We start from the raw sequence: 26,599 nt of genomic DNA, 5'->3' as shown, positions 1-26,599 counted from the left end.
ACAGGGTCGACTGACTGACACCAGAAACACCGGAGCGGTGCCTCACGTCGTGAGGCACCGCTCCGGTGTTGCGAATTTGCATTTGTACTACTCGACCCGGCCGATCACGGTCCGGGCGTCCCCGCGTCTACTCCTGTTCGAACCGCCGTCTGAAGCGATCTTCCATGCGCGAGGTGAAGCCGCCGCCCTTCCGTCCGGACTTGGGTTTCTGTCCCGAACCACCAGCCCCTGAGGACCGACCGGAACTACCCTCGCCCGATGCACCTTCTTGCGCTGCAGGAGCACCCTTACGGGATCCGCCGAGAAGGAACAGGACGCCCGCACCGAACATGAAGACGAAGCCGACGAGACTGATCACAGGGAATCCACCGGGTTTCACCGGCAGAGCCAACCCCGCGATCAGCAGAACAAGCCCCAGCACGAACAAAGCTGCTGCTTGGAAGCGGCGCTTGCTCGATGCAGTGCGCATACGTCCACTACGGACGTGAGAAGCAAACTTGGGATCCTCGGCGTAGAGAGCGCTCTCGATCTGGTCGAGCATGCGCTGCTCGTGCTCGGAGAGTGGCACGGTACCTCCCCCTGCACAGAAATTGATAGTCATTTCGGGTGTGAAACGACGGGAAGCTGACCTTGGCGGCTACCTGAGTCCAATGATACGAGCAGAATCGACTGCTTACCACCTACTCGCTCGACGAGTTCCTGAAATTGTTGGAAGAACTGCTGTACAGGACACACGCACGCACTTCTCGAGTCCGATTTGCGGTGTTACGCATTACACGCCGAAACACGCTTCACCCGCTCACGCCGTCATCGAGCGACGTGCGCCGTCCGCGCGATCCAGCCGAGTGTCGGCACCGATGAAATCCTCCACGGCGTGCAGAAACCGACCTACCTCGGCATAGAACGCGTCGGCCTCCACGTCGTCGATCGAACGCGACAACCCGGCCTGCACGTCCGCCCTGATGGACGAGTAGCCGGAGAAGTACTCGGACCACGCGTCGAACTCGGGTGCGGCCTTGCTCAGCAGAACCCACGCACTGCGAGAGCGTGCGCGAGAGGTCGACACGGGACTGACCTCGAGGATCGCGGCAGCACCTCGCAGAGCGGCCATGTAGCAGTCGAGGAATCGCTCGGTAGCATCCGCAGCACCGATGGACCGAGACAGGAATGCGTCGGCTCGACCGAGGAGCACCCTGGCACGCGGCGACACCGGCGGACGTACATCGGCACGGATAACTTGTGTGGCCATACTCGAACACCTCCTGTTCGATACGCCGTTCGTGATCACATTCCGACACGCCCGGACCATGATGAAAGCTCTAGGGTCGGAACCCGGCGAGTCTCGCTTCCCTCGAGACCCGCCGGATCGCCGACATCGAACACCCGTTCGACATATTCAATATAGCTGTGCCCACCGACAAGTAGTCAAGGAAAGGTTGAGAACAGTCGACACCGACGCGGAAACGACCCCCTACCTGGTGGACCTCTCCCCCCAGGAGATCCGGCAACGCATGCCCGAGGCGCTGTCGATCTACGTCGAGGCCATGGGGTATCCGCGTGGCACGGAGTACCACCGCGCACCGATGTGGAACGAGCACGTACTTCGACCGGGATGGCGTGGGGTTGCAGCCGTGCTTCCGACGCCGGACACACCGATGGTCGCCATCGCGTACGGCTATCGCGGAGCCCGACACCAGTGGTGGCATCAGCAGGTACGCGACGGCCTGCGTAGGTCCGGGTGCAGCGCCGACTACGTCGATTCCGTCCTGTCGGACTACTTCGAACTCACCGAACTGCATGTCAAGCCGAGCGCGCAGGGACACGGGTTGGGCGCCGCCCTCACGCACCGCCTCCTGCACGGGCGCGAAGAACGAACGGTGTTGCTGTCCACACCGGAGGTCGCCCACGAGGCCAACCGCGCGTGGCGGCTGTATCGCAGGCTCGGTTTTCAGGACGTACTGCGCGACTTCACCTTCGCGGGCGATCGACGACCGTTCGCGGTGCTCGGCCGCACGCTGCCGATCGAAGTCTCGGCGGCCCCGTAGCGTGTAAGACGTGATCGACGTCGTCGTCGTCGGTTCGGGACACAACGCCCTGACCGCCGCTTGTTACCTGTCCGAGGCCGGCATGGCCGTCGAAGTGCTCGAACGCGACGTCATAGCCGGGGGTGGTGTGTCCTCCGCCGAGCGCTTCCCGGGACATCGGGTGGACCGCGGCTCGTCCGCGCACATCATGGTCCGTCATACCGGGGTCATCGAGGAGCTGGGCCTGGCGGAACACGGACTGCGCTACGTCGACTGCGATCCGTGGGCGTTCGCTCCCGGAGCCCCCGGCACCGACGAGCCCGCGCTCGTGTTTCACCGCGACCTCGACCGCACCTGCGAATCCATCGCCCGTGCGTGTGGCTCCTCCGACGCGGCCGCATACCGCCGATTCGTCGACGTCTGGGGACCCCGTAGCGCACGCACGATGCGTGCGTTCTCGGCGCCTCCGACAGGCCCGAATCTCCTCCGCTCCTTCTGGGGACTCGGCGCCCCCGACGGCGGTAGCGCGCTGTCGCGGGAATTTCTGACCACCGGCGATGCACTGCTCGACGAGACGTTCGACAGCGAACGGCTCAAGGCCGCTCTCGCGTGGTTCGGTGCACAGTCGGGTCCGCCGATGTCGGAGCCGGGAACGGCGCCGATGGTCGGGTTCGCAGCATTGATGCACACGCTCCCGCCCGGACGCGCGATCGGCGGCAGTGGCGCCCTCACCGAGGCGCTGATCTCGAAGCTCACCTCTGCGGGAGGCTCGATCGCCCTCGGCGACGCCGTCGTCTCGGTGTCGCGACGGCACAACGAATGGGTGACGACGACGACGTCGGGCCGCACTCTGCGAAGCCGCATGGTCGTCGCGGGTTGTCACGTCCTCGCCACACTGGATCTCCTCGCCGCAGGCGGCTACGACCGAGGCCGGATCGACGGGTGGCGTCGAGCTGTCCGCGTCGGACCGGGGATCGGCATGGCCGTCCGCCTCGCGACCGACGCGCTCCCTCGATACGCGAGTGCGGAGGACCCGTCGCACGCCACGAGCGGACTCCAACTGCTGGTGCGCGATCGTGCCCACCTGCGTCTCGCGCACGGGGCCGCCTCCGCCGGGGAACTTCCTCCGACTCCCGTGGTGCTCGGTATGTCCTTCACCGCACTGGATCCGAGCGTCGCTCCCCCGGGCCAACACCAGGTCTCCCTCTGGTCGCAGTGGCATCCGCACACCCTGTCGGGGAACCGGGCGTGGCGTGGGGACGGGGGCCGCGTCGACGCCCGCGACGTGGCCGAGTGGGAAGGCGACCGAATCGTCGCCGAGATCAGCTCGTACGCACCGGGTTTCGACGAGTCGGTTCTCGCGCGCCACGTGCAGTCCCCGGCCGACATCGAGCGTGAACTCGGGATGATCGGCGGCAACATCATGCACGTCGAGATGTCACTGGACCAGATGATGATGTGGCGACCGATACCGCAGTTGTCGTCTCATCGAGTTCCGGACGCACCCGGTCTGTATCTGACGGGGGCATCGACACACCCCGGCGGCGGAGTCTCGGCCGCATCCGGCCGCAGCGCCGCCAGGATCGCCGTGAAGGACGCACGCGAGGGACGACTACGTCGATGGATAGGTGACAAGGTCCGATGAACCGGCTCGTGTGGGGTCTCGTCGCCGCAGCGATCGCATCTCAGATCACCTACCCTCTCGTCTCGGGCACCGGGCGCGACCTGGTGACCGTGGCGGTCGTGGGGTTCCTCGCGTCCGCGGTGCTGGCGCACGCCGTCGTCACACGGGGGGTCGCCTGGGCGTCGGTGCTGTTCGCAACCACAGCGGGCATCGGAATTCTGGCCGAGATCGTCGGCACCGCAACCGGGTTCCCGTTCGGCAGCTACTTCTACGCGACGGGCAGGCTGGGTCCCGACATCCTGGGTGTTCCGGCCGTCGTCCCGTTGGCCTGGACTGCCGGCTTCTACCCGATCTGGTGCGCGGTGGGCTACGTGCTCGATCGCAGCGGTATGACCGAGGGACGTCGACGACGTCACCGAGTGGTCGCGACGGCCGTCGGAATGGTCGGCTGGGACCTCTACCTCGACACGCAGATGGTCACCGACGGCCAATGGACCTGGACGTCGGACATCGCTGGTCTGCCGGGAATTCCGTCGATCCCGGTCAGCAACTATCTCGGCTGGTTGGGTACGGCGTTGATCATGGCCGCCGTCATCGACGTCGTCGGCGATCGAATCGCAGTCCGCCGCGCGGCCGATTCGCGCATGTCCGACACCGCGCCCCTCGTTCTGTTCGTGTGGACATGGCTCGGTTCGGCGCTGGCCCACTCGGTGTTCCTCGCCGGTGACGAGCTGCGGTTCTCGGCGATCTACGGGTTCTGCGCGATGGGCATCGTCGGCATTCCTTTCCTCGTCGCGTTGCGCCGAGAAGTCGGACGCGCCGCAACGGCAACTCCCTGACGCGGTGACGCGGCCGCGTCTGGCACGATGTCGCTGTGCAGTCGACAACCCGTGAAGGCAGATCCCGTACCCGGCGTCGGCTGTTGTCGGCGCTCGCGCTGGCGTTGTTCGTCGCGCCGCTGCTCACCGGATGCCTCCGCGTACAGGTGTCGATGGGGATCTCCGCCGACGATCGTGTGTCGGGTCAGATCGTCGCGGCGACGGTTCCGGCGTCGGACACCGACACCGGTCCGACGCTCACCGCACCGACGACGCTTCAGGACAAGATCAGGATCGAGGAGTACAGGCAGGACGGGTACGTGGGCACCACGGCCAGGTTCTCGGACCTGTCGTTCGGCGATGTGCAGACGCTGGGATCGATGAACGATCAGGCCACCGGCAGTTTCCAGATCGCACTGCACCGCAGCGGCGATCAGGTGACTCTCGACGGCAAGGCCGACCTGCAGACCGTTCCCGTGCAGGGTTCGGACGTTCAGTTCACGATCGCGTTCCCCGCGCGGATCGGAACCACCAACGGAACCCGCGACGGCGACAACATCATCACGTGGAAACTGCCTGCGGGCGAGGTCACCACGATGCGGGCCGAGGTCAGCTATCCGGATCCGAACACCAGGAGTTTCGCCGGTTGGGCGGGCATCGTCGGCGGCGTCACCGTCGGAGTCGCGGCCATCGTCGCGGCGATGGCCTGGGTCACGCGTAACCCGCCGGTGGGACGCGTCGGCGCCGATGCACCCGCGGGCGCCGGACCCGACAACACGCCTACTGCGTGATCTCTGCTCGTCCCGTCGTATTGGCCGGCGCCGCTCTGGCGTGTGCGTCCGCCGTCATGTCGGTGGCAAACGCCGCCAGCATGCCTCGCTTGCGTCCCCCTCGTGACGGATCCACACCCGAGTCCGTCGTGGTCTGTGTTCCTGCGCGCGACGAGGAACGCGATCTGCCGCTTCTGATCGCCGATCTACGCTCTCAGCATTACGGGGGCCGTCTGACCGTGATGATTCTGGACGACGGGTCGTCGGACGACACGGCCGCTGCGGCGCACGCCGCGACCGAGGGAGACCCCCGTTTCCACGTCGTGTCCGAGTCGGTTCCGCCGCCCGACGGCTGGACGGGCAAGGCCGCCGCGTGCCGACGCCTCGCCGACCTCGCTGCCGCGTTCGACCCCGACGTTCTCGTGTTTCTCGACGCCGACGTCCGACTCGGCAGTGGTGCGATCGAGGCTGCCGTCGATGCCCGACGCCTCCTCGGCGTCGCGCTGCTGTGCCCGTGGCCCGAGCAACTCGCGGCCACCGTCGCGGAACGGCTCGTGCAACCGTTGCTGAGCTTCTCGTGGATGTCGACGCTGCCGGTTCGCGTCGCCGACCGATCGCTGCGCCCCTCCACCGTGGTGGCGTGCGGTCAGATGATGGTGTTCGACGCGGCCGCCTACCGCGACGTCGGCGGACACGAATCCGTCGCGTCGAGCGCGACCGAGGATCTCGACATCGCACGCGTCCTACGCCGTGGCGGCCGTCGCACCGCCGTCGCGTCGGGGGCGGGCTACGTCTGCTGTCGCATGTACGACGGTTGGGACGACCTGCGCGACGGATACACACGCTGGCTGTGGTCCGCATTCGGCGGCCGTACGGGTACCGCGTCGATCTCGGCGGCGATGACGCTCGCCTACCTGGTGCCTCCCGTCGCCGCGGTGTTCGGATCCGGTACGGTCCGCCGCGCCGGGCTGCTCGGGTACGCGGCAGCCGTCGTCGCACGAGTCGCTGCGGCGCGGTCGGAGTCCGGGCCCGGGCGCCTCACCGGGCAGGTGGCGGCCGCGTCGGCGCACCCGGTGTCCGTCGGCCTCTATCTGTGGCTGGGCGTGCAATCGCATCGACGCCGAGGTCGCGGCGCCCTCACATGGAAGAGTCGTCCGCTCGTGACACCGCCGGGGTCAGACCCGAGCCGGTGACAGCCCCAGGTTGACGAGCACCTCGCGGGTAGCCCGCGCGAAGTTCAGCGTGATGAAGTGCAGCGCAGGCGCGCCTTCGGCGATGAGCCGCTCTCCGATCGACGTCGCGAGTTCGATGCCGACCTCGCGCACCGCCGCGCGATCCTCCTCCGAGCCGGTGCCTGCAGCTTTGACGAACCGATCGTCGATGTGGCGAGGCAGCGCCGAACCGGACAACGACAGTGCGCGTCGTACCGACCGCAGCGACGTGATCGGCATGATCTCGGGAATGATCGGCTTGGCACCCTGTTCGGGATCGAAGGCCACCACCCGATCACGCAGGCGCAGATAGTCGTCGACGTCGAAGAACATCTGGGTGATCGAGTACTCGGCGCCCGCACGCAGCTTGTTCACGAGCACTCGCGTGTCATGCTCGAGGTCCACCGCGCGATAGTGGCCCTCGGGGAACGACGCGACGCCGACGTGGAAATCGCCCAATTCCCGCACGAGACACACCAATTCCTCGGCGTATTCGACGCCCTCGGGGTGCTTCTCCCAGTCCCCCAACGGATCGCCGGGCGGGTCACCGCGCAGCACGAGAATGTTGGAGATGCCGCGATCGGCGTAAGCGCCGACCATCGACCGCAATTCGGCGATGCTGTGCGAGACCGCGGTCAGATGCGCCACGGGCAGCAACGTGGTCTCCTCGGCGATCTGGCCGGTCACCCGAACGGTCCGATCGCGGGTGGACCCACCTGCCCCGTACGTCATCGAGACGAACGCAGGCTGCATCTGTTCGAACTCACGAACCGCACGCCAGAGCCGAGCCTCGGCATCGTGGTCGCGAGGCGGCGAGAACTCGACCGAGAACGGGATACGGGAGTCGCTCGACGTCCGTAGGCGATCGACTATCGATGGAGTCCGAGTCACCCACCCGTCACTTGACCGCCCCCTGACGGCATCGGATGTCACCGGCTCATCATAGTTTCGCCGGGGGCGCGCCGTCACGGCAGGCTCGTCTGTCGGAATCACCCATTAGGCTTGGCTCCGGCCAGCCCGCCCACCTGCCCGTTACGGAGGATCCCCTGTCCGGAGACCTGACCTCGTCCCCCACTCGTGAATCGAGTGGACTCGACACCGCAGTGCGCGACGAATCCGTAAACACCGTTCAGCTCGTCGAGACGGCGCTGACCGAGTTCTTCGCGTCGAAACGGCAGCTGGTCGGCGCATTGGGCGGCGGGTACGCGGACGCCGTCGACGACCTCGTCGCATTCGTCCTTCGCGGCGGTAAACGCCTTCGACCCGCGTTCGCCTGGACGGCGTGGCTCGGCGCGGGCGGTGACCGCCACGGGCCGGACGCGTCCGCCGTCCTTCGCGCGTGTGCCTCGTTGGAACTGATTCAGGCGTGCGCGCTCATTCACGACGACATCATCGACGCCTCCCTCACGCGGCGCGGCTTTCCGACCGTGCATGTCGGGCTGGCCGAACGGCATCGGGCGCAGCAGTGGTCCGGATCGGCGACGCGTTTCGGTGAATCCGCCGCGATTCTGCTCGGTGATCTCGCGCTGTGCTGGGCCGACGACATGCTGCGGGAGTCCGGACTCGACGCGTCCGCCATGGCCCGCATCTCTCCGGTGTGGTCGGCGATGCGCACGGAGGTCCTCGGCGGGCAGCTCCTCGACATCGAAGCCGAGGCAGGACGGGACGAATCCGTCGACGCCGCGATGCGCGTCAACCGGTTCAAGACCGCCGCGTACACCGTCGAACGTCCGCTGCACCTGGGCGCTGCCGTCGCGGGGGCGTCGGACCTCGTCGTGGCAAGTCTGCGGTCCTTCGGCACGGACATCGGCGTCGCGTTCCAGCTGCGCGACGACCTGCTCGGCGTCTTCGGAGACCCCGCTGTCACCGGAAAGCCGTCGGGCGACGACATTCGCGAGGGCAAACGGACCGTGCTCATGGCCGTCGGACTGCAGCGAGCCGACGCCGGTCACGCCGACGTCGCGACGCTGCTGCGCACGTCACTGGGTTCCGAGGACCTCACCGACGAGCAGATCCACGCCATTCGTGCCGCCCTGACGGATCTGGGTGCTGTCGACGATGTCGAGCAGCGGATCACCGAACTGACCGAACGCGCGCTCGACACGTTGGCAGCCGCCGACATCGACGCGGAGGCCGCTGCCCGGCTGCACGCCATCGCCATCGCTGCCACGCAGCGGAAATACTGATCGGTTCCGGAGGTCACATGTCCACACCACGATCGATAGCCGGCCCGACGGACTCGGTAGTCGTCGTCGGCGCAGGGTTGGCCGGGCTGTCTGCAGCCCTTCATCTGACCGGGGCAGGCCGTCGTGTCACCGTGCTCGAACGCGACGACGCGGTCGGCGGACGCGTCGGCACCTACACGGTGCCGGGCGACGACGGACAGCCGCTGTACGACATCGACAACGGGGCGAGCGTTCTGACGATGCCCGAGCTGATCGCTTCCGCGTTGGGTGCTGTCGGCGAGTCGTTCGACAGCACGTCGCCGCCGTTGCGATTGAAGACCCTGTCGCCCAGCTATCACACGCGCTACGCCGACGGCAGCCATATCGACGTGTTCTCCGACCCCGAACGTATGGCCGCGGAGGTCGAGCGAGCGTGTGGCCCGGACGAATCCCAGGGCTACCGCAGGCTTCGTCGCTGGCTCGCGGCCATCTTCGACGCGGAATTCGATCGCTACATCGATTCGAACTTCGACTCACCGCTCGACCTCGTGTCCAGCCGACCTGCGCTGCGCGACACGGCGAAACTCCTCGTCCTGGGCGGCTTCGGCAGGCTCGGACCACGCGTCGGGTCGTACCTGAAGGACGAGCGGCTGCGCCGCGTCTTCACGTTCCAGGCGCTCTACGCGGGCATGGCGCCTGCGAAAGCTCTCGCCGTGTACGGAGCGATCGCGCACATGGACACGTCGATGGGCGTGTACTTCCCCGAAGGGGGCATGTCGGCCATCGCCCGGTCGATGTCCGATGCACTGGTGCGCAACGGTGGCACCGTCGTCACTCGGGCCGACGTGTCCGGTCTCGACGTCGCACACGGACGCGTCACGGCGGTGGAGACCGCGGACGGCCGCCGCTTCCCGTGCGACGCCGTCGTGTTGACGCCGGATCTGCCCGTCGTCGATCGCCTGTTGGACGGCGCAGGCATCACCGCACGTGGTCGACGCCGCGGGTATTCGTTCGTGTCCCCGTCGGCGGTCGTCTTCCACGGCACGGTCCCGACGCGTGTCACCGACACCTGGCCGGCGCGAGCTCACCACACCATCGATTTCGGCGACGAGTGGGCGCGCACGTTCACCCGCATCACCGCGCGCGCCGGCCGCGGACAGCTGATGGCAGACCCGTCGCTGCTGATCACACGCCCCGCCGTCTCGGATCCGTCGTTGCTGATCACGCGTGGCGGCGAGACGGTCGAGCCGATCTCGATCCTGGCGCCGTGTCCCAATCTGGACAGCGCGCCTCTCGACTGGGAGAGCCTCGGCGAGCCGTACATGCGGGAGATCCAGCTCGTGCTCGAGCAGCGTGGCTACGAGCACCTGGCAGCGGAGATGGTCGTCGACCACCTGGACACCCCGAAGACCTGGGCGGACAAGGGCATGCTGCACGGCAGCCCGTTCTCTTCGTCGCACGTGTTTCGGCAGACCGGGCCGTTCCGACGTGAGAACCTGGTACGAGGCGTCGACAACGTCGTTCTCGCCGGATCCGCGACCACACCGGGGGTCGGCGTGCCCACCGTCCTCGTCTCGGGCAGACTTGCCGCCGAACGAGTACTCGGGCCGCGGGTCACTGCACGCGACGCTGCACACACCGAAACGTCGCGGTTCGTGAGACGACGACGGGAAGCACTAAACTGACTCCGGTCCGGAAGGAAAGCACGCCTTCTGCCACACCTTCCGCAGCCATCCGAGAGGAGAATGACCCGGCAATGTCGTCGATCTCGTCGAATGCCGCCACCTCGGGTGCCACGGATTCCAGCGACTCCCCGTCCAGGACACCAGCGTCGTCGTCTCGTGTGAGGCGCTTGTCTGCGTTCCTGCGTAGCCCGGAAGGCCATGCCGCGCTGCTCGGTGTCGTCGGCGGAATCATGATCACGTTCGGCGGGTTCGGCGCAGGCAGCGTTCGACGACGCGACCCGCTCCTCGAATCGATGCACCTGTCCTGGTTGCGCTTCGGACACGGTCTGGTGTTGTCGAGCATCATCGTGTGGGTCGGTGTGCTGCTGATGATCATCGCGTGGGTTCGACTCGGCCGCGCGACGCTGGCCGGACGCACGACGCTCGGCGAGCTGCGATGGGTCGTGCCCGCATGGACCGCTCCGATGCTGCTCGCCGTGCCGATGTTCAGCCGCGACGCGTTCTCCTACCTCGCGCAGGGCGCTCTGCTGCGCGACGGCTTCGACCCGTACGCCGTCGGCCCCGTCGCCAACCCCGGCGTCCTTCTCGACAACGTCAGCAACGTCTGGACCACGACGACGGCACCCTACGGGCCGCTGCACCTGCTCATCGGGCAGGCGATCACCGCGGTGACGGGCGACAACGTCATCGCCGGCACGATGTTCTTCCGCCTCGCCATGCTGCCCGGACTCGCGCTGATGGTGTGGGCCGTTCCGCGTCTCGCCGACCATCTCGGTGGCACACCCGCGATCGCCCTGTGGCTGGCCGTGCTCAATCCTCTCGTCCTCATCCACCTGATCGGCGGCGTCCACAACGAACTGCTCATGGTCGGACTGATGGCTGCGGGCATCGTTCTGGTCCTCGAACGACGCCATATCGCAGGCATCGTGCTCGTCGCGATCGGTGTGGCGATCAAGGCGACGGCAGGCCTCGCCCTGCCGTTCATCGTGTGGATCTGGATGATCCACGAGAAGCAGAAAGCGATCGAGGAGAACCGCAAGCCCCTGTCGCCGATCGCCGCGTTCGCGAAGACCGCGGGTGCCGGCTTCGCGGTCTTCGTGGGCGTGTTCGCTGTGATGTCGGCCCTGGCAGGCGTCGGAATCGGTTGGCTGACAGCCTTGTCGGGTTCGGCAAAGATCATCAACTGGCTGTCGCTGCCCACGATCATGGCCCATCTGGTCACCGTCAGCACCTCGTGGTTCCTCGACATTCGTCTGGCCCCGGTCCTCGAAGTGACACGCATGATCTGCGGTATCGCGCTGGTCGTCGTCGTGCTCGCAACATGGTGGAAGTTCCGTCGCACCGAGGTCGACGCCGTGAAAGGCATTGTCATCGCGATGGTCGCGGTGGTCGTCCTGTCCCCCGCCGCCCTGCCGTGGTACTACTCGTGGCCGCTTGCCATCGCGGCCGGGTTCGCGCTCTCCACCCGGACGCTGATGATTCTCGTCGGGCTGTCGACGTGGCTGATGCTCGTGTTCCGGCCCGACGGCTCCATCGGTTTGTACACGTTCGTGCACGTCGCTCTCGCGACGTTCGCTGCCGTCGTCGCCGCTCTGTCGTTGACGCGAGTCGACCCGCTACGACTGCGCTCGACGCCGTCCCCCGCACCCGCCGCCGAGAATTCAGCCGCAGACCGTGGGTGAACTCGACGGGATCGACCCAGCGCTGCACGACGCCTATGCGATCTGCAGGGACCTGAACGCCGAACACGGCAAGACGTACTTCCTCGCGACCCGGCTGCTGCCTGCGGACAAACGAGCGGCAGTGCACGCCCTCTACGGATTCGCCAGGATGGTCGACGACATCGTCGACGTGGACGTCGATTCCGCCGACGTCGAACTGCCGGAACTACCCGAGGACGCGCAGTTCACCGCGAACGACAGCGACTCGACGATCGACCGCGAGGCGAGCGCCAAGGTCGACGTCCTCGAACACCATGTTCGAGCCGCGCTGAACGGCGGCGCTCTCGGCCGTAGCAAGTCCGATCGGGTGCTCAGGGCGCTGGTCGACACCACCGAGCGCTATGCGATTCCGCACGAGTACTTCTACGCCTTCTTCCATTCGATGCGCATGGACATTCCCGGCACACCGATGTTCCGGTCGCGCTACCGAACGATGGACCAGTTGACCGAGTACATGTACGGCTCCGCGGCCGTCATCGGCCTCGAGATGCTCCCGATCCTCGGCACCGCGGTGGATCGGCGCGTCGCCGAAGGACCCGCCGCCGCGCTGGGCGAGGCATTCCAGCTGACGAACTTCATCCGCGACATGGGCGAGGACCTCGACCGGGACCGGATCTACCTTCCTACCGACGAGCTCGCTGCGTTCGGTGTCGACGAGGGCCTGCTGCACCATTGCCGCGAGACAGGTCGCACCGACGCGCGTCTCGAACGAGCGCTCGCGCATCTGATCGCCCATACCCGCGCCGTGTATCGCACCGCGGAGCCGGGCATCGACATGCTGGATCCGGCGGTTCGTCCGGGAATGCGCACCGCCCTGACGCTGTACGGAGACATCCTCCGCGAGGTCGAGGACGGCGGCTATCGCGTGCTGCATCAGCGAGCACGCGTCGGGGGTCTGCGACGGTTGTCCGTCGCAGCTCCCGGGCTGGCGTCCGCCGGGTGGACGAGCGCGCGCGGAAAACTCAGAAGGCCATCGCCTGCGCGCGCCTGATCACCTCGCGCATCAGGTGCCCGTGCATCGCGTCGACGGGACGGCCGGGCAAGCTGTCGTCGGACTCGAACAGCCACCGAAGGATTTCGTCGTCCTGGTATCCGCCGTCGTGCAGCACCGCGAGCAGACCCGGCAGGCCCTTGACCACGTTGCCGCCCTCGGTGTCGAGAAACACCTCGGGAACGCCGGGAACGCGGCTCCGCTTGACCGCGATGAGATGCCGATCACGCAGCATCTGCTCGACACGCGAGATGGGAACGCCGAGAACCTTGCTGACGTCGGTCAGCTGCAGAAGGGACTCGGAGGGGTCGAGAACGTCGGCGGCGTAAGGGATTGTGCTCACTCCGGTAACGTTAACGGGTTCGCTCTCGGTTACGAAAAGCCAGGGCCGCACCGCGGTCCATCGAGACTGAGGCGATACCTGCGCTGGCTACCATCGCCGGAGTAGCGACTTTCGATGGAGGTGATCCCCAGGTGATGTCCGTAGGGTCCGCGTCAGCGGGTTCGATGCTCGACAGGCGATATCGCATCGACGCGCCTATCGCCCGCGGCGGCATGTCCACGGTGTACCGAGGGCTCGACACACGCCTGGACCGGCCTGTTGCGGTCAAGATCATGGATCCGAAGTTCGCCCACGATCCCCAGTTCGTCGCCCGGTTCGAGTTCGAGGCCAGGGCCGTTGCCCGGCTGAACAACCCAGGGCTCGTCGCCGTGTATGACCACGGTCGCGACGGAGAATACGCGTTCCTCGTCATGGAACTGGTCGAGGGCGGCACGTTGCGCGAACTCCTGCGCGAGCGCGGTCCGATGCCCCCGCACGCCGCCGCTGCGGTTCTACGTCCGGTACTCGATGCCCTCGGCACCGCCCACCGCGCCGGTCTGGTGCACCGCGACATCAAGCCGGAGAACATTCTCATCTCGGACTCGGGCGACGTGAAGATCGCCGATTTCGGACTCGTTCGGGCCGTCGCAGCGTCCAATGCGACGTCGAGCAGTGTGATTCTCGGCACGGCGGCCTACCTGTCACCGGAGCAGGTGACGACCGGTTCCGCGAACGCCGGAAGCGACGTGTACGGCGTCGGCGTCGTCCTGTACGAGCTTCTGACGGGACGGACACCGTTCACCGGTGACACGTCCTTGTCCATCGCCTATCAGCGCATCGACAACGACGTACCGCGACCGGGCGACGCCATAGCGGGCGTGCCGGAAGAGTTCGACGACCTGGTCCGACGCGCCACCGTGCGCGACCCGGCAGGTCGCTTCCAGAACGCCGACGAGATGGCCCGTGCGCTGCGCGCGGTCTGCGCGCGGCTCGAGTTGCCGCCCTATCGTGTCCCGGCGCCCCGCAGGTCGGCGGAGCATCGCAGTGCCGCCGCGTTGGGTGCGCCGACGGCCTTCGCGGGTGAGCGACCCGACCCCGCGCGTTCACCGGCAACCGAGATCGTCGCCGTCCCGCCGACCGAAGTCCGTGCCGACCCCTCCGCGGACGGCGTCCAGCACACCCGCGTGCAGACCGCACCGACGCCGCGAGACCAGTGGGCCGGCAACGACACTCCCCCGCCTGCGCCGCCGGATCGGCGTCAGTATCGATTCCCCGACTTCGACGCGGACCGCCATCGGTCGCGTCGCGCGATCGTCGTCTGGCTGACCATCGTCGCATTGCTGGCGGTACTCGTCGGGATCGGCGGCTGGTGGATGGGGTCAGGTCGCTACACGTCCGTTCCCCTCGTCGAGGGATTGGACGTGGCATCGGCGACGTCGGAAATCGAGGCCGCCGGGCTGACGACGGATACGCGAGGCACGTATTCGGACACCGTGCCGGTCGACGCGTTGATCGGCACCGATCCCGCGACCGGCGCACGTATCCCCAAGGGCGACACCGTGTCTCTGCTCGTGTCTCTCGGGTCACCCGTGGTCCCGGACATCGCGCCGAACATCGCGATCGGGGACATGCAGCAGCAGCTACGGGACCTGACGTTCGAACCGGTCGACGGCGGCGAGGCGTTCAGCACGACGGCACCGGTCGGCGGCGTCGCCGCGCTGGATCCGCCGCCCGGCACGACACTCTCGGTCGGCGACACCGTCAAGATCCTGCGTTCGAAGGGCGCTCCCCCGGTCGACGTTCCGAACGTCGAGAAGATGAGCGAGTCCGACGCCGTCGCCGCCCTGGCTGCCGTGGGAATCACGGTGTCGGGCACCGACGTCGAGTTCGACAAGCGCGTGGACGGCGGATCCGTCATCGGCACGAATCCGAAGATCGGCACGTCGGTGACCGCAGGCACGTCCGTACGACTGACGGTGTCGAACTCGATCACCGTGCCGTCACTGCTGGGCAGGTCGGTCGGGTCGGCACGCGAGACCGTTCAGGGTCTCGAGCTGGGCTTCACGGTCCGTCAGGTGGTCGACACCGACGGATCGCTCGTCATCTCGCAGAACCCGAGCCCGGGTACCAGAGTGGCCCCGGGCTCGTCGGTGTCCGTCGTCTCGCTTCCCTGATCGTTCGGCGAGCGTTTCGTCAGCCGCGCAACATCTCGGCGACGAGGAACGCCAGTTCCAGCGACTGCTGGGTGTTCAGGCGCGGGTCGCACGCGGTCTCGTAGCGACCCGACAGGTCGAGGTCGGAGATGTCCTGCGCGCCACCCAGGCATTCGGTGACGTTGTCCCCGGTCAGCTCGACGTGGATGCCGCCGGGATGGGTGCCGAGGCCGCGGTGGACCTCGAAGAAGCCCTGGACCTCGTCGACGATGCGGTCGAAGTGGCGCGTCTTGTAGCCCGTCGATGCCTCGTGCGTGTTTCCGTGCATCGGGTCGCACTGCCAGATGACCTGGTGCCCGGACGCCTGCACCTTCTCGACGATGGCCGGCAGCAGGTCGCGGACCTTGCCGTTGCCCATGCGCGAAATGAGCGTCAGACGACCCGGCTTGTTGGTCGGGTCGAGACGTTCGACGTATTCGAGCGCCATCTCGGGCGTCGTCGTCGGACCGATCTTCAAGCCGATCGGGTTCTGGATCAGTTCGGCGAACGCGATGTGAGCACCGTCGAGCTGCCTGGTTCGGTCACCGATCCACAGGAAGTGTGCCGACAGGTCGTACAGCTTGGGGTTGTCGGCGTCGGCGTTGTCGAGGCGCAGCATGGCGCGTTCGTAGTCCAGAACCAGTGCCTCGTGGCTGGCGAAGATCTGTGCGGCCTCGAGATTCGGATCCGTCACGCCGCACGCGTCCATGAAGCGCAGTCCGCGGTCGATCTCGCCGGCGAGCGCCTCGTAGCGGGCACCCGCGGGCGAGCTCTGCACGAATTCGCGGTTCCAGTCGTGCACTCGGTGCAGATCGGCCATACCCGACCCGGTGAGCGCGCGGACCAGGTTCATCGCGGCGCTGGCGTTCGCGTAGGCGCGTACGAGGCGCGACGGGTCGTGACGGCGAACCGCCTCGTCGGCGACGAGCGCATTGACCATGTCGCCCCGGTACGACTGCAGACCGAGCGCATCGGTGTTCGACGACCGCGGCTTGGCGTACTGGCCGGCGATGCGGCCGACCTTGACGACCGGCATGCTGGCGCCGTACGTGAGCACGACGGCCATCTGCAGCAACGTTCGGATGTTGCCCTTGATGTGGGGCTCGGTGTTGTCGACGAACGTCTCGGCGCAGTCACCGCCCTGCAGCAGGAACGCTTCGCCGCGTGCGACGGCGGCGAGCTGATCCGACAGCGACTCGACCTCGCCGGCAACGGTGATGGGCGGCACACTTTCGAGCACCTTGCGCATGTTCTCGGCCTGCGACGCGTCCCAGTTGGGCTGCTGGGCAGCAGGCTTGGCGAGCGCGTCGTCGAGCTGCGACCGCAATGTCGGAGACAGAGGCGGGAGCTCGGGCAAACGATCGATGGGTACGTCGACAGTCCAGTTCACGTGCCCCAGGATATTCGCTGATGCGGCTACGCCGAAACCGGCCTCCAGAGCTGGGAGTGGAGCCTGCAGCAATGACCCGAGGGGGCTGGGAGTGGAGCCTGCAGTAATGATGCGGGTGGCCGAGATCAGAGCGATGCGGCTTCGATCGCCCGGAACTTCGCCAGATTGTGACGGGCGTCGGCCAGTGCGTCGTGCGCGTCGTCCGGCGCCGACGGCAGGTAGGGGCTTCCCCGGTCCTCCCACAGCTGACGAAGCTCGCGGGTGAAGCGCGGCAGTGAGCGGGGCAATTCCGTCATGTCGCCCCACAACTGGCACAGCGCAACGTGATCGTAGGCCGCGACCCAAGCCCACAGTTCGACGTCGGCACCCGGCGTCGGGACGAGGAAGTCCAGCAGCTCGTCACGAATCCGCGCACGGCTCTTCCACAGCGGCGACGAGTACGGTGGCAGCTTCGGCAGCACGTTGCGTCGAACCCACTTGCCCGCGCGCTCGGGGTCGAACTCCGAGGACACCGCATAGAATTCGCGACCGTCCTCCGCGACGACCCCGATCGAGACGAGGTCGATTGTGCGACCATCTTCGATGAACTCTGTGTCGTAGAAGTAGCGCACGAGAAGACACAGTAGCGCCGACGCCGGTGCCGACAGAGATCGACCGCCATCAGAAGGAAGTTTCGTTGACGCCACCCGACCTCACCACGCTGTCCGACGCCGGTACGCCCGAACCGGCTGCGAACGACGTCGCCGCACCGCGCCGACGCCCCCGGGCGACGTGGCTCGTTCCCGTCGCGTGCGCTGCCGTGCTGGTGGCGGCGGTAGTGGGGCTCGCCTACAACTTGGTCGGGTTCCCCGGACTTCGTGCGCTCGGCGACTACTACCGAATCGATCTCGACGTGTACCGCCTCGGTGGTGGGGTGTTCATGTCCGGGACACCGCTGTACGGCGAGATGCCGCCGACCGCGCTGGGCAACACATTGCCGTTCACCTACCCTCCCATCGCGGCGGTGATCTTCGGACCGTTGTCGCTGATCACGCTGCACTGGGCGGGGATCGTCGTCACGGTGCTGTCGTTGGCGCTGCTGTTCGGCACGATCGTGCTCACGCTGGTGTCCCTCGGGTACTCGCCGCGAACTTTGATGCTGTGGGCGGCAGGTGCGGTGTTCGCGGTGTCCATGATTCTCGAGCCGGTGTTCTCGACGTTCGACTACGGGCAGATCAACATCCTGCTGATGGCGTTCGTCGCTGCGGATTGCCTTCCGAAGAAGACTCCGTGGCCCCGCGGCGCCCTCGTCGGATTCGTCGCCGCCGTCAAGCTGACGCCTGCCGTGTTCGTCCTGTTCTTCCTGTTCCGCAAGGACTTTCGAGCCGCGATAGTCACCGGCGTCAGCTTCCTCGCGTTCACGGCGCTCGGATTCGTCGCCACGTTCTCCGACTCGCTGCAGTACTGGACGAAAGTCCTCGTGGACTCCGATCGGATCGGGCGCCCCGCCTATCCCGCCAACCAGAGCATCACCGGAATGCTCGCGCGACTCGGCATGGACGACTCCGTCCGTTCGATGCTGTGGATCGTGCTGTCACTGATGCTGCTGGCGGTCACGTTCTACGCGATGCGACGCGCCTTCGCGACGCACCAGACCGCCCTCGCGCTCGGAGTGAACGCTGTGTTCGGGCTGTTGGTGTCACCGGTGTCGTGGTCCCACCACTGGGTCTGGACGGTGCCGTTCCTCGTCGCGCTCGGCACGCTCGCCTGGCGTCGACGCAATGTCGTCGCGCTGGCATTCGTCGGAATCGGTGTCGTCGTCCTGCATTTCGCACCGCACTGGCAGCTTGCCGTCGGACGCTGGTCCGGCCTGGGCTGGCCGATGTGGGACCAGATCGCAGCGTCGTCGTACGTGTGGTGGGGAATTGCGGCGATCGTCGTCGCGGCATGCGCCGCAACACCTCTCGCGCGACGCGCCTAGCTGGCCTTCGTCTCGGGGAGACGCTCGGCGCCCCCGTCCGCGGGGGCCGCGGTCTTCTTCAGCGAGGCGGCGTAGACGTCGACGTATTCCTGACCCGACAGAAGCATCAGTTCGTACATGACCTCGTCGGTCACCGCACGTTCGACGAAGCGGTTGCCCGCCATGCCCTCGAACCGAGAGAAGTCGATCGGCTTGCCGATCTTGATGGTGATCTTGGCCGGACGCCACACCTTCGACCCGATGGGGTTCATCTTGTCGGTACCGATCATCGCGACGGGAACGACCTGAACCCCGGTCTGCAGCGCGAGACGCGCCATGCCGGTCTTGCCCTTGTACAGACGTCCGTCGGGCGACCGAGTGCCCTCGGGGTAGATACCGAGAAGCTTGCCCTTGCCGATCACGCGGGCGCCCGCGTTGAGTGCGTCCTGGGCCGCGTCCGCTCCGGTCCGGTCGATCGGGACCTGACCCACCGCCGTGAAGAACCACTTCTGAAACGCGCCCTTGAGACCGGGTCCGGTGAAGTACTCGCTCTTGGCGAGGAACGTGATACGACGCGTCACCTTGAGAGGCAGGTAGAACGAGTCCAGCACCGCCTGATGATTGCTCGCCAGAATCATCGGCCCACGGGCCGGAATGTTCTCGAGGCCTTCGATCGTCGGTCTACCCAACGCAACCAGGAGTGGACCGATGAGCACGTACTTGAACAGCCAGTACCACATGGCGTCCTTCCTGATTCGATTCTTGTCCGGTCCGAAAACGCACTTTCGTCCGACGGTCCCACCTACTGATTCGCTGGTGACTCTACCTACCGTTTATGACGGCAGCCACATCACCGCGAAGGTGGGGACAGAGGTCACATGCTGTTCACCGACTGGTGACAACGAACTCCGAGCGCGCGAGGTCCGCTGCACCGATCATGCCGGCCGCTTCGCCGAGCTGCGTGCTGCGAATCGTGGCGACAGGCCGATGTCCGGCTCCGGTGACGAGCGACGCGTAGTGCTCCCTCGCCTTGTCGAGGAATTGATCCGACGACGTCGCCACGCCACCCGCGATGACGATCAGGTCGGGGTCGTAGACGTCGCTGACCAACGACAGACCGACGCCGAGCCACCGCGCGAAATCCTCCATCGTGCGTCGCGCGATGACGTCGCCCTCGTGCGCGGCCGACGCGATGCGACGACCGGTCAGGGAACCCGGGTCGAGAAACACGTCCCGCGCCAGGATGTTCGACGATCCCCGATCGTCCGCAGCGAGCAACTCGACCGCCGTGTCGACCAAAGCCGTTCCACTGCAATAGCGTTCCCAACACCCGCGCTTACCGCACGGGCACGCGCGGCCGTCGGGAACCACCTGGATGTGTCCGAGTTCCGGGGCCACACCGAAGCTTCCGCGGTAGATCTTGCCGTCGATCAGCAGCGCTGCACCGATGCCCGTTCCGATCGCCACCATGACGACGTTCTTGCCGTCCGCGGCAGCGCCGAATCGGTATTCGGCCCAGGCAGCCGAGTTCGCGTCGTGCTCGAGAACGACCGGAAGGCCGATGCGATCGCTCATCTGCTTCGCGACGGGAGTGTCGACCCACGGCAGGTGGGGCGCGAAGCGTACCGAGGTCCTGTCCGCGTCGACGAAGCCGGCGACAGCGAGGCCGACTGCCGAAACAGGGTGTCGCGCAGCCAGTTCCTGAACCGCACGGTCGAGTCCGTGCTCGAGAGCCTTCGCCGAATGCGGCGTCGGCGACTGCGTGGAATCGATGACCTGCCCGGAAGAGTCGACCACCGATGCCCGAAGGCTGGTGCCACCCACGTCGATTCCGATGGTGAAGGCGTCGCGTTGCCGCTTCATTGTCCGACCTTTCTTCGCCGCCCCCCAACGGCTCTACGACTGACCGCCCGATCGGAACCGGATGTTCAGATGTCTCGATTCTCGTCTTTACCTCGGTTGCCCGACGCCGAGCTCTTCACGTTCACCGTAATGGGTACGAAACCTGCCCGTCGAACTCCCGACTCTTCCGTGTCGGGCGCAATATCCGGCTCCTGCATGTGAGCGGTTTCACGAATGTCCGCGTCGGCCCTCGCATTCGGCGGTTCCTGGGCGCCGGCGCCGGCGTGTGCTGCACTGTTCGAATGTTCCGAGACGACCTGCCGGATCATCGCGACGACCGTCGCCCCTTCGGTCGCCATCAGCGTGAGCAGATCGTGCTGCTCGCCACGGATCAGGGCCGCGAGCGCACACACGGGACACCAACTGCATCCCTGCTCGGATGCCTGCGCCTGACCCTCGACCGCGCGCGCAAGAATGGGCTCGAGACGCGTGAGCACCGTTTCGGCGAGGGCCCACAGCTCGGCCGCGACATCGGAATGTTCGGATGTCATCCGACGCCTCCCCTCACACCGGCCAGACATTCGGGTCGGGCGCGAACCTGATCACCAGATTCTCGTCGTCGAACTCCGCGCCGACGACGACGCAACGACGAAGCACCGACGCCAGACGCACACGCGTCCGCACGCCGTCGGCGCCGATGATCACATCGTCCTCCACTCGCCCCAGCGTCAGCGAAGACGTGTCGACGACCGGAAGGTGCATCGTCATCGTGTACACCGACTCCAACCCCGACCCCGACTCCCGTGCAACTGCTGGTGTGCCTCGACGCTCGTACGGTCGGGCGTTCGCAGTTCTGTGCTCGGCCGTGAGCGCATCGAGAGAGGCCAACCCTACCGGTTCCTGCACGGACCGTTCCACGACCACCAGTGTCGCTCCGGCCGCCAGGTGCGCGAAGTCGTGCAGCACCGCCTGCTGAGCGGATCGCCATCCCTCGAACCAGAACACGGCCGGGTGCGCGCCCACCAACCCGACGGACGGCGAATTCAATTGTGGCAGCACCTTGTTGACGACGACGGTATCGACGTTCAGACCCATCAGGACCGCCGCCGACATGGTTCGTCGCGCCTCGGCTATGCCCACGCGTTCCGGAGTGGCGACGACGGTCGCCGACGTCCGTTCGCGGTCGAACAGCAGCTCATGGACGGCGTCGGCATTCGCGACGACGCGCTCGAGAAACGCGACGACGATGGTCAGCCGGGGGTCCGCCCCCGTCCCCGCGACGATGCGATCGTGCTGCGGCCACAGCCGTTCGACGTATCCCGTCACGAGCGACGGCAGCTGCAGGGTGCGTAGGGCGTCCGCCGTCGACGGGAGGTCGACGAACACTGTGTCCCATGCGTTTTCGTCGACCAGCTCGACGATTCTGTGCAGTCCGAGCATCTCCTGAACGCCCGGCGCACCGACGACCTCCTCAGGGTCGATCGCGCCGAACCGGACCCCGTGTTCGTGGCCGGTTCGCGCGACCGACAGCAGTGCGGCGAGCGAGCGGTAACTCGATTCGACGAGCGCCAGGGTGTCGAGTTCGAGCACGTCGAGCCGGTCGGCAACCGAGACGATTCGCCCCCGTGCACCACCGCTCGACGGCAGATCCACGACGTCCGATGTGGAGTGCGCCTGGTCGAACGAGACGACCAGCGAACGACTGCCTGCACGTGCCGCGTCGAGCGCTGCCTTCGCAGCGATCGTCGTCTTGCCCGCCCCGCCCTTGCCGACGAACAGCCGAACGGTCGTCAGCCTTCGACCCGCTTCTTGAGCTCTTTCAGCGCGGTGTCCGTGATGACCTTCTCGGCCTTGCGCTTGAACAACCCGATCATCGGGATGTTCAGATCGACCGTCAGCTCGTAGGTCACGTCGGTACCGCCGGCGCCGTTGTCCTTCAACGTGTAGGAACCGGACTGCGACTTCTGCATCTCTCCCTGCACGAGCTCCCAGGAGACGGCCATACCGTCGGCCGACCACACGTACTGCAACTCGTACGTGTCCTTGACCATGCCCGCGTCGAGAACGAATCGCACTCGATCGGCACGGCCCGACGCGCCCACCTCGAGGACCTCGACGGACTTCGCCGCCGACACCCACGACGGATACGCGTCGAAGTCTGCGATCACGTCCATGACCTGCGCGGACGGAGCGTCGACCGTGATCGACCTCTGAGTTTTCTCGGCCATGCTGTTGGTCCGCTTCCTCTCTGCTCTTCGATACTTCCGTCGCGAGCCGACCCCTACGGGTCATTCCTGCAGGCTCCATCACACACGATCCCTCGTCGAACACACAACGCGGTCCGGACGCCGACATACCCCGCGGAGGCGAAACTAGTCGCGCGCGTGCTCCGGTCGTTCGCCTGCAGGCCTACCTGCCTCTAGCTCGCGCTTGAGCTCGAACGTCACGGCCTTCCCGGCAACCCTGCGGCGACGGTTCTCGGCCGCGAGATCGAGCCCTGCACCGGTGACGCTCGGCTCGGCGTGCAGAAAGTAATGGACGATCACACCGTCGACGACCGGCACGGGCTCCAGCCAGATCTCCATCGTTCCCGTCAAAGCGCCCTCGACGGCCCACCGGATGCCCTGCTCCCCACGATCCTGCGTGACCGTGAGCCGAAGGTCCGGCCACCATCTTCTCCACCGCTCGCGCGGGGACACCGCGTCGTGGATGCGATCGCCCGGCACCGCGAGAAAAGTCTGGTCGGCCACTTGGATACTGCTCATCGGAAGAGCTTCACACATCGCGGTACCGCGTCGCACGTGAGGCGGACGTATGCGCTCGAACTTCCGGTCTACAGTGAGACCGATCAAGCTACTCGTTAGTACAGCTACCGATGCGCCCATGGAGGTTTCCCGTGCGTGAGTTCACTGTGCCCGCCCACTTCGACGTGGAAGACGGGGCGTCGACGGTCGCCACCGTCTACGAGCGCCGGGCGAGTGCGCCCTCCTCGGTGGCGTTCCGACGCCTCGTCGACGGCACGTGGACCGACGTCACGGCACGGGTCTTCGCGGACGAAGTCGTCGCCGTCGCCAAAGGCCTGATCGCCGCCGGTGTCGGCCAGGGAGATCGCGTCGCACTCATGTCGTCGACGCGCTACGAGTGGTCGGTCGTCGACTACGCCATCTGGTCCGCGGGCGGGGTCACCGTGCCGATCTACGAGACGTCGTCCGCCGGGCAGGTCGAGTGGATTCTGTCCGACGCCGAGCCGGTTCTGGTGATCTTGGAGACCGAGGAGCACGCCACCGAGACGGCCGACGTCGTCGCAGCCGCCGCATCCGTGACACGAACGTTCCGCATCGACGGCGACTCCCCGGACTCGGGTGCGATCGCCGAACTCACTCGGCTCGGCACCCAGATCAACGACGCTGTCGTCGAGCAGCGCGTCGGAGCGCTGAAGGCGTCCGATCCCGCCACTCTGATCTACACCTCGGGAACGACGGGCCGCCCCAAGGGCGTTCAACTCACCCACGCCAATCTCGTCGCGGAGTCTCGCGGAATCCGCGAGACCAGCCTGAAGTCGTTGCTGAACGAGCACAGCCGCACGTTGATGTTCCTGCCGATGGCGCACGTTCTCGCCCGCGCGGTCACGATCGCCGCCTTCGACGCGGGCACGACGATCGGGCACACGAACGACATCCCGAACCTCGTGAGCACGTTCGGCTCGTTCCAGCCCGATTTCATCCTGTCGGTGCCCCGCGTCTTCGAGAAGGTCTTCAACACGGCGAAGCAGAAGGCACACGCCGACGGCAAGGGCCGAATCTTCGACGCCGCAGCGGAGACGGCCGTCGCATGGAGCGAAGCGCAGGATTCCGGTGCGGGACTGGTACTTCGGCTCAAGCACGCCGTCTTCGACAAACTCGTCTACTCGAAACTTCGTGCGGCACTGGGAGGTCGGTGCAGGCTCGCGATCTCCGGCGGCGCACCGCTCGGCGCGAGGCTCGGACACTTCTACCGCGGCGTGGGCGTACCGATCTACGAAGGTTACGGACTGACCGAGACCAGCGCTGCGTTCGCAGTCAACACCATCGGCCACCAGCATGTCGGATCGGTGGGACAACCGTTGCCCGGCAATGCAGTTCGTATCGCCGACGACGGTGAGATCCAATTGCACGGCCCCGTCGTGTTCTCCGGCTACTGGCGCAACGACGACGCGTCCGCGGACGCGTTCGACGACGGCTGGTTCCGCACAGGCGATCTCGGTTCGCTCGACGACGACGGCTACATCACCATCACGGGCCGCAAGAAGGAACTGATCGTCACCGCGGGCGGCAAGAACGTCTCCCCCGCGGGCCTCGAGGACCGGTTGCGTGCGCACCCGTTGATCAGTCAGGCCATCGTCGTCGGCGACCAGAAGCCGTTCATCGGCGCCTTGGTGACCCTCGACGACGACGCGCTCAGCGGCTGGAAGTCCGCGCACGGCAAGCCGTCCGGTGCGGGAGCGGCCGACCTGGCCGACGACGCGGATCTGCGTTCCGAGATCGATGCCGCGATCGCCGATGCCAACACATCGGTGTCTCACGCCGAGGCCATCAAGAAGTACCGCATCCTGCCCGCGGACTTCACCGAGGAGGCAGGCGAGATGACGCCGACCATGAAGCTGAAGCGGAACGTGATCACCAAGTCCTACGCGGACGAGATCGAGGCGCTCTACGTCAAGTAGTGCGGCTACGCCGCCCGTGCGCGGATAGTCGGACCATGGTCCAACTATCCGCGCACGGGCGCATCAGCGCATGAACGAACGGAGACGCTGGGCCAGAGTGTCCCAGCGCCACTCTTTCTCGACCCAGGCCCGGCCCGCGTTGCCCATCGATGCAGCGAGGGTCGGGTCGGCGAGCAGACGCACCAGCGCATCGACGATCTCCTGCGTCGATCGACCGTCGACGACGTATCCGGTCTTGTTCTGCTGCACCGTTTCCGGTGCGCCGCCGGACATTCCGGCCACGACGGGTACACCCGTCGCGGACGCTTCGAGGTAGACGATGCCGAGACCCTCGACGTCGAGTCCGGCACCACGAGTCCGGCTCGGCATCGCGAAGACGTCGGCGATGGTGTGGTGTGCGGCGAGTTCCGCGGACGGCACCGTGCCCGTGAAGATCACGTGCTTCTCGACGCCCGCCGTGCGCGCGAGTTCGCGGAGCGCGCCCTCGTACGGGCCGCCGCCGACGATCACCAGGACGGCACCGTCGACGCGCTCACGCACCGCGGCGATCGACCGAATCAACATGTCCTGCCCCTTGCGCGGAACGAGGCGTGACAGGCAGAGAACGGTGGGCCGATCCCCCAATCCGTAACGCGCACGGAGCTCTTCACGCGCACCGGGGTCCGGTGCGAAGCGTGTGGTGTCGACGCCGGGCGGGAGGTGTTCGAGAGCGGCCTGCGCGCCGAACGCCGACACGAATCGCTTGCGCGTGTACTTGCTGACGTACGTGACCGTGTCGACGGAGTTCCCGATCAGTCGAAGCGTGCCTCGCCCGCCGGGCACCATCGACCAGCCCACCTCGTGGCCGTGGGTGCTCGCGAGAATCGTCTCGGCACCCGCACGTCGCAGCACGGGCGCCATGACGGCGAGCGGCGCTGCAGCACCGAACCAGACGCTGTCGCATTCGTGGGACTGGACCAACGACGCGGCACGACGGGCGACGAGCGGCGTCGGCAGCATCAACGTCGTGGGGTGCCGGACCACCTCGAAGGGCTGGCGTGCATCGAACTTCACGTGACTGTCGCCGCGCCACCGCGGGGCGTAGACCACCAGTTCCTCGGCAGGTAGCTGACTGGCGAACGTGTGCAGGTAGGACTGGATCCCACCGGGCCTGGGCGGAAAGTCGTTCGTCACCAACAAGGTCCGACGCATCGCTCGAGCGTA

Annotated in this window: 25 protein-coding genes; 12 read left to right on the top strand and 13 right to left on the bottom strand. The window is 66.7% G+C overall.

What is annotated here, in order from left to right; all coding sequences use genetic code 11:
- Positions 1 to 127 precede the first annotated feature (127 nt).
- Together RhoFasB10_RS02855 and RhoFasB10_RS02850 are read right to left on the bottom strand one after the other, a co-directional pair.
- The gene (locus tag RhoFasB10_RS02855) at positions 128 to 568 is read right to left on the bottom strand and encodes a DUF3040 domain-containing protein (protein ID WP_068420670.1); all 441 of its coding nucleotides are present in this window, start codon (positions 566 to 568) and stop codon (positions 128 to 130) included.
- A 231-nt stretch (positions 569 to 799) separates the two neighbouring features.
- Positions 800 to 1,249 carry an SAV_6107 family HEPN domain-containing protein gene (locus RhoFasB10_RS02850; RefSeq protein WP_068420669.1) on the bottom strand — a complete coding sequence of 150 codons (450 nt, stop codon included), beginning with the start codon at positions 1,247 to 1,249 and terminating at the stop codon, positions 800 to 802.
- A gap of 187 nt (positions 1,250 to 1,436) precedes the next feature.
- Here RhoFasB10_RS02850 and RhoFasB10_RS02845 point away from each other — a divergent pair, with 187 nt between their 5' ends.
- From RhoFasB10_RS02845 to RhoFasB10_RS02825, 5 genes are read left to right on the top strand one after another with little or no spacing between them, the layout of a single operon-like run.
- Complete coding sequence (locus tag RhoFasB10_RS02845; RefSeq protein ID WP_068420667.1) at positions 1,437 to 2,045, top strand: GNAT family N-acetyltransferase; 609 nt, start codon at positions 1,437 to 1,439, stop codon at positions 2,043 to 2,045.
- Between the two features lie 10 nt (positions 2,046 to 2,055).
- Positions 2,056 to 3,669 (top strand): NAD(P)/FAD-dependent oxidoreductase, encoded by a 1,614-nt coding sequence (locus tag RhoFasB10_RS02840; protein WP_084423502.1) that lies wholly within the window; start codon positions 2,056 to 2,058, stop codon positions 3,667 to 3,669.
- Positions 3,666 to 4,487, top strand: a complete 822-nt coding sequence (locus tag RhoFasB10_RS02835; RefSeq protein WP_068420665.1) for a carotenoid biosynthesis protein — start codon at positions 3,666 to 3,668, stop codon at positions 4,485 to 4,487. Before RhoFasB10_RS02840 ends, RhoFasB10_RS02835 begins: the two co-directional genes overlap by 4 nt.
- A 35-nt stretch (positions 4,488 to 4,522) precedes the next feature.
- Positions 4,523 to 5,257, top strand: a complete 735-nt coding sequence (locus tag RhoFasB10_RS02830; RefSeq protein WP_068420664.1) for a DUF3153 domain-containing protein — start codon at positions 4,523 to 4,525, stop codon at positions 5,255 to 5,257.
- Positions 5,254 to 6,429: a glycosyltransferase gene (locus RhoFasB10_RS02825; protein ID WP_254303365.1), complete on the top strand. Its 1,176-nt coding sequence runs from the start codon at positions 5,254 to 5,256 to the stop codon at positions 6,427 to 6,429. The genes RhoFasB10_RS02830 and RhoFasB10_RS02825 overlap by 4 nt, the downstream gene beginning before the upstream one ends.
- On the opposite strand, the gene RhoFasB10_RS02820 is transcribed toward RhoFasB10_RS02825, so the two are convergent.
- Positions 6,412 to 7,338 carry a methylenetetrahydrofolate reductase gene (locus RhoFasB10_RS02820; RefSeq protein WP_068420662.1) on the bottom strand — a complete coding sequence of 309 codons (927 nt, stop codon included), beginning with the start codon at positions 7,336 to 7,338 and terminating at the stop codon, positions 6,412 to 6,414. The two genes, RhoFasB10_RS02825 and RhoFasB10_RS02820, sit on opposite strands and share 18 nt — an antisense overlap.
- Positions 7,339 to 7,550: 212 nt before the next feature.
- Here RhoFasB10_RS02820 and RhoFasB10_RS02815 point away from each other — a divergent pair, with 212 nt between their 5' ends.
- The 4 genes from RhoFasB10_RS02815 to RhoFasB10_RS02800 all read left to right on the top strand — a co-directional run bounded on the left by RhoFasB10_RS02815 (position 7,551) and on the right by RhoFasB10_RS02800 (position 13,009).
- A complete protein-coding gene (locus RhoFasB10_RS02815; RefSeq protein WP_254303364.1) occupies positions 7,551 to 8,633 on the top strand; it encodes a polyprenyl synthetase family protein in 1,083 nt (360 codons plus the stop codon).
- Positions 8,634 to 8,650: 17 nt separating this feature from the next.
- A complete protein-coding gene (crtI, locus tag RhoFasB10_RS02810; protein ID WP_068420660.1) occupies positions 8,651 to 10,297 on the top strand; it encodes a phytoene desaturase family protein in 1,647 nt (548 codons plus the stop codon).
- A 71-nt stretch (positions 10,298 to 10,368) separates the two neighbouring features.
- Positions 10,369 to 11,979 (top strand): alpha-(1->6)-mannopyranosyltransferase A, encoded by a 1,611-nt coding sequence (locus RhoFasB10_RS02805; protein WP_114330563.1) that lies wholly within the window; start codon positions 10,369 to 10,371, stop codon positions 11,977 to 11,979.
- Positions 11,972 to 13,009, top strand: coding sequence for a phytoene/squalene synthase family protein (locus tag RhoFasB10_RS02800; protein WP_068420657.1), 1,038 nt, complete (start codon positions 11,972 to 11,974; stop codon positions 13,007 to 13,009). The genes RhoFasB10_RS02805 and RhoFasB10_RS02800 overlap by 8 nt, the downstream gene beginning before the upstream one ends.
- Here RhoFasB10_RS02800 and RhoFasB10_RS02795 read toward each other — a convergent pair.
- Positions 12,981 to 13,352 (bottom strand): Rv2175c family DNA-binding protein, encoded by a 372-nt coding sequence (locus RhoFasB10_RS02795; protein ID WP_068420655.1) that lies wholly within the window; start codon positions 13,350 to 13,352, stop codon positions 12,981 to 12,983. The genes RhoFasB10_RS02800 and RhoFasB10_RS02795 overlap by 29 nt on opposite strands.
- 134 nt (positions 13,353 to 13,486) lie before the next feature.
- Here RhoFasB10_RS02795 and pknB point away from each other — a divergent pair, with 134 nt between their 5' ends.
- Positions 13,487 to 15,505, top strand: a complete 2,019-nt coding sequence (pknB, locus tag RhoFasB10_RS02790; protein WP_068420653.1) for a Stk1 family PASTA domain-containing Ser/Thr kinase — start codon at positions 13,487 to 13,489, stop codon at positions 15,503 to 15,505.
- A gap of 19 nt (positions 15,506 to 15,524) precedes the next feature.
- Here pknB and RhoFasB10_RS02785 read toward each other — a convergent pair whose 3' ends face one another.
- Complete coding sequence (locus tag RhoFasB10_RS02785; RefSeq protein WP_068420651.1) at positions 15,525 to 16,913, bottom strand: 3-deoxy-7-phosphoheptulonate synthase class II; 1,389 nt, start codon at positions 16,911 to 16,913, stop codon at positions 15,525 to 15,527.
- A gap of 125 nt (positions 16,914 to 17,038) precedes the next feature.
- Positions 17,039 to 17,524: a polyadenylate-specific 3'-exoribonuclease AS gene (locus RhoFasB10_RS02780; RefSeq protein ID WP_114330559.1), complete on the bottom strand. Its 486-nt coding sequence runs from the start codon at positions 17,522 to 17,524 to the stop codon at positions 17,039 to 17,041.
- Positions 17,525 to 17,712: 188 nt separating this feature from the next.
- Here RhoFasB10_RS02780 and RhoFasB10_RS02775 point away from each other — a divergent pair, with 188 nt between their 5' ends.
- Positions 17,713 to 18,873: a glycosyltransferase 87 family protein gene (locus RhoFasB10_RS02775; RefSeq protein WP_157105198.1), complete on the top strand. Its 1,161-nt coding sequence runs from the start codon at positions 17,713 to 17,715 to the stop codon at positions 18,871 to 18,873.
- Here the strand turns inward: RhoFasB10_RS02775 and RhoFasB10_RS02770 are convergent.
- The 6 genes from RhoFasB10_RS02770 to RhoFasB10_RS02745 all read right to left on the bottom strand — a co-directional run bounded on the left by RhoFasB10_RS02770 (position 18,870) and on the right by RhoFasB10_RS02745 (position 23,459).
- A complete protein-coding gene (locus tag RhoFasB10_RS02770) occupies positions 18,870 to 19,592 on the bottom strand; it encodes a lysophospholipid acyltransferase family protein (RefSeq protein WP_068420647.1) in 723 nt (240 codons plus the stop codon). The genes RhoFasB10_RS02775 and RhoFasB10_RS02770 overlap by 4 nt on opposite strands.
- Before the next feature lie 145 nt (positions 19,593 to 19,737).
- Positions 19,738 to 20,715 (bottom strand): ROK family protein, encoded by a 978-nt coding sequence (locus tag RhoFasB10_RS02765; RefSeq protein ID WP_068420645.1) that lies wholly within the window; start codon positions 20,713 to 20,715, stop codon positions 19,738 to 19,740.
- Between the two features lie 65 nt (positions 20,716 to 20,780).
- Positions 20,781 to 21,245 carry a hypothetical protein gene (locus tag RhoFasB10_RS02760; protein WP_114330558.1) on the bottom strand — a complete coding sequence of 155 codons (465 nt, stop codon included), beginning with the start codon at positions 21,243 to 21,245 and terminating at the stop codon, positions 20,781 to 20,783.
- A gap of 13 nt (positions 21,246 to 21,258) precedes the next feature.
- Positions 21,259 to 22,473, bottom strand: a complete 1,215-nt coding sequence (locus RhoFasB10_RS02755; RefSeq protein WP_084423515.1) for an ArsA-related P-loop ATPase — start codon at positions 22,471 to 22,473, stop codon at positions 21,259 to 21,261.
- Between the two features lie 11 nt (positions 22,474 to 22,484).
- The gene (locus RhoFasB10_RS02750) at positions 22,485 to 22,922 is read right to left on the bottom strand and encodes an SRPBCC family protein (RefSeq protein WP_068420639.1); all 438 of its coding nucleotides are present in this window, start codon (positions 22,920 to 22,922) and stop codon (positions 22,485 to 22,487) included.
- A gap of 144 nt (positions 22,923 to 23,066) precedes the next feature.
- Positions 23,067 to 23,459 carry a polyketide cyclase / dehydrase and lipid transport gene (locus RhoFasB10_RS02745; protein ID WP_174551332.1) on the bottom strand — a complete coding sequence of 131 codons (393 nt, stop codon included), beginning with the start codon at positions 23,457 to 23,459 and terminating at the stop codon, positions 23,067 to 23,069.
- Positions 23,460 to 23,590: 131 nt separating this feature from the next.
- On the opposite strand from RhoFasB10_RS02745, the gene RhoFasB10_RS02740 reads away from it, so the two are divergent.
- Complete coding sequence (locus RhoFasB10_RS02740; RefSeq protein ID WP_068420637.1) at positions 23,591 to 25,396, top strand: long-chain fatty acid--CoA ligase; 1,806 nt, start codon at positions 23,591 to 23,593, stop codon at positions 25,394 to 25,396.
- Positions 25,397 to 25,459: 63 nt separating this feature from the next.
- On the opposite strand, the gene RhoFasB10_RS02735 is transcribed toward RhoFasB10_RS02740, so the two are convergent.
- Positions 25,460 to 26,587 carry a glycosyltransferase family 4 protein gene (locus RhoFasB10_RS02735; RefSeq protein WP_068420939.1) on the bottom strand — a complete coding sequence of 376 codons (1,128 nt, stop codon included), beginning with the start codon at positions 26,585 to 26,587 and terminating at the stop codon, positions 25,460 to 25,462.
- Between the last annotated feature and the right edge of the window lie 12 nt (positions 26,588 to 26,599).

The organism is Rhodococcus sp. B10, assembly GCF_011770055.1.
GTDB lineage: Bacteria > Actinomycetota > Actinomycetes > Mycobacteriales > Mycobacteriaceae > Rhodococcoides > Rhodococcoides kyotonensis_B.
This window is presented reverse-complemented; position numbering and strand designations above follow the sequence as displayed.

Bases quoted from the DNA above. Each gene is read 5' to 3' on its own strand.
- crtI (WP_068420660.1), top strand. From the start codon at position 8,651: ATGTCCACACCACGATCGATAGCCGGCCCGACGGACTCGGTAGTCGTC.
- RhoFasB10_RS02745 (WP_174551332.1), bottom strand. From the start codon at position 23,459: ATGAGCAGTATCCAAGTGGCCGACCAGACTTTTCTCGCGGTGCCGGGC.
- RhoFasB10_RS02735 (WP_068420939.1), bottom strand. From the start codon at position 26,587: ATGCGTCGGACCTTGTTGGTGACGAACGACTTTCCGCCCAGGCCCGGT.
- pknB (WP_068420653.1), top strand. From the start codon at position 13,487: ATGTCCGTAGGGTCCGCGTCAGCGGGTTCGATGCTCGACAGGCGATAT.
- RhoFasB10_RS02835 (WP_068420665.1), top strand. From the start codon at position 3,666: ATGAACCGGCTCGTGTGGGGTCTCGTCGCCGCAGCGATCGCATCTCAG.
- RhoFasB10_RS02805 (WP_114330563.1), top strand. From the start codon at position 10,369: ATGTCGTCGATCTCGTCGAATGCCGCCACCTCGGGTGCCACGGATTCC.
- RhoFasB10_RS02850 (WP_068420669.1), bottom strand. From the start codon at position 1,249: ATGGCCACACAAGTTATCCGTGCCGATGTACGTCCGCCGGTGTCGCCG.
- RhoFasB10_RS02770 (WP_068420647.1), bottom strand. From the start codon at position 19,592: ATGTGGTACTGGCTGTTCAAGTACGTGCTCATCGGTCCACTCCTGGTT.
- RhoFasB10_RS02750 (WP_068420639.1), bottom strand. From the start codon at position 22,922: ATGGCCGAGAAAACTCAGAGGTCGATCACGGTCGACGCTCCGTCCGCG.
- RhoFasB10_RS02760 (WP_114330558.1), bottom strand. From the start codon at position 21,245: ATGACATCCGAACATTCCGATGTCGCGGCCGAGCTGTGGGCCCTCGCC.
- RhoFasB10_RS02765 (WP_068420645.1), bottom strand. From the start codon at position 20,715: ATGAAGCGGCAACGCGACGCCTTCACCATCGGAATCGACGTGGGTGGC.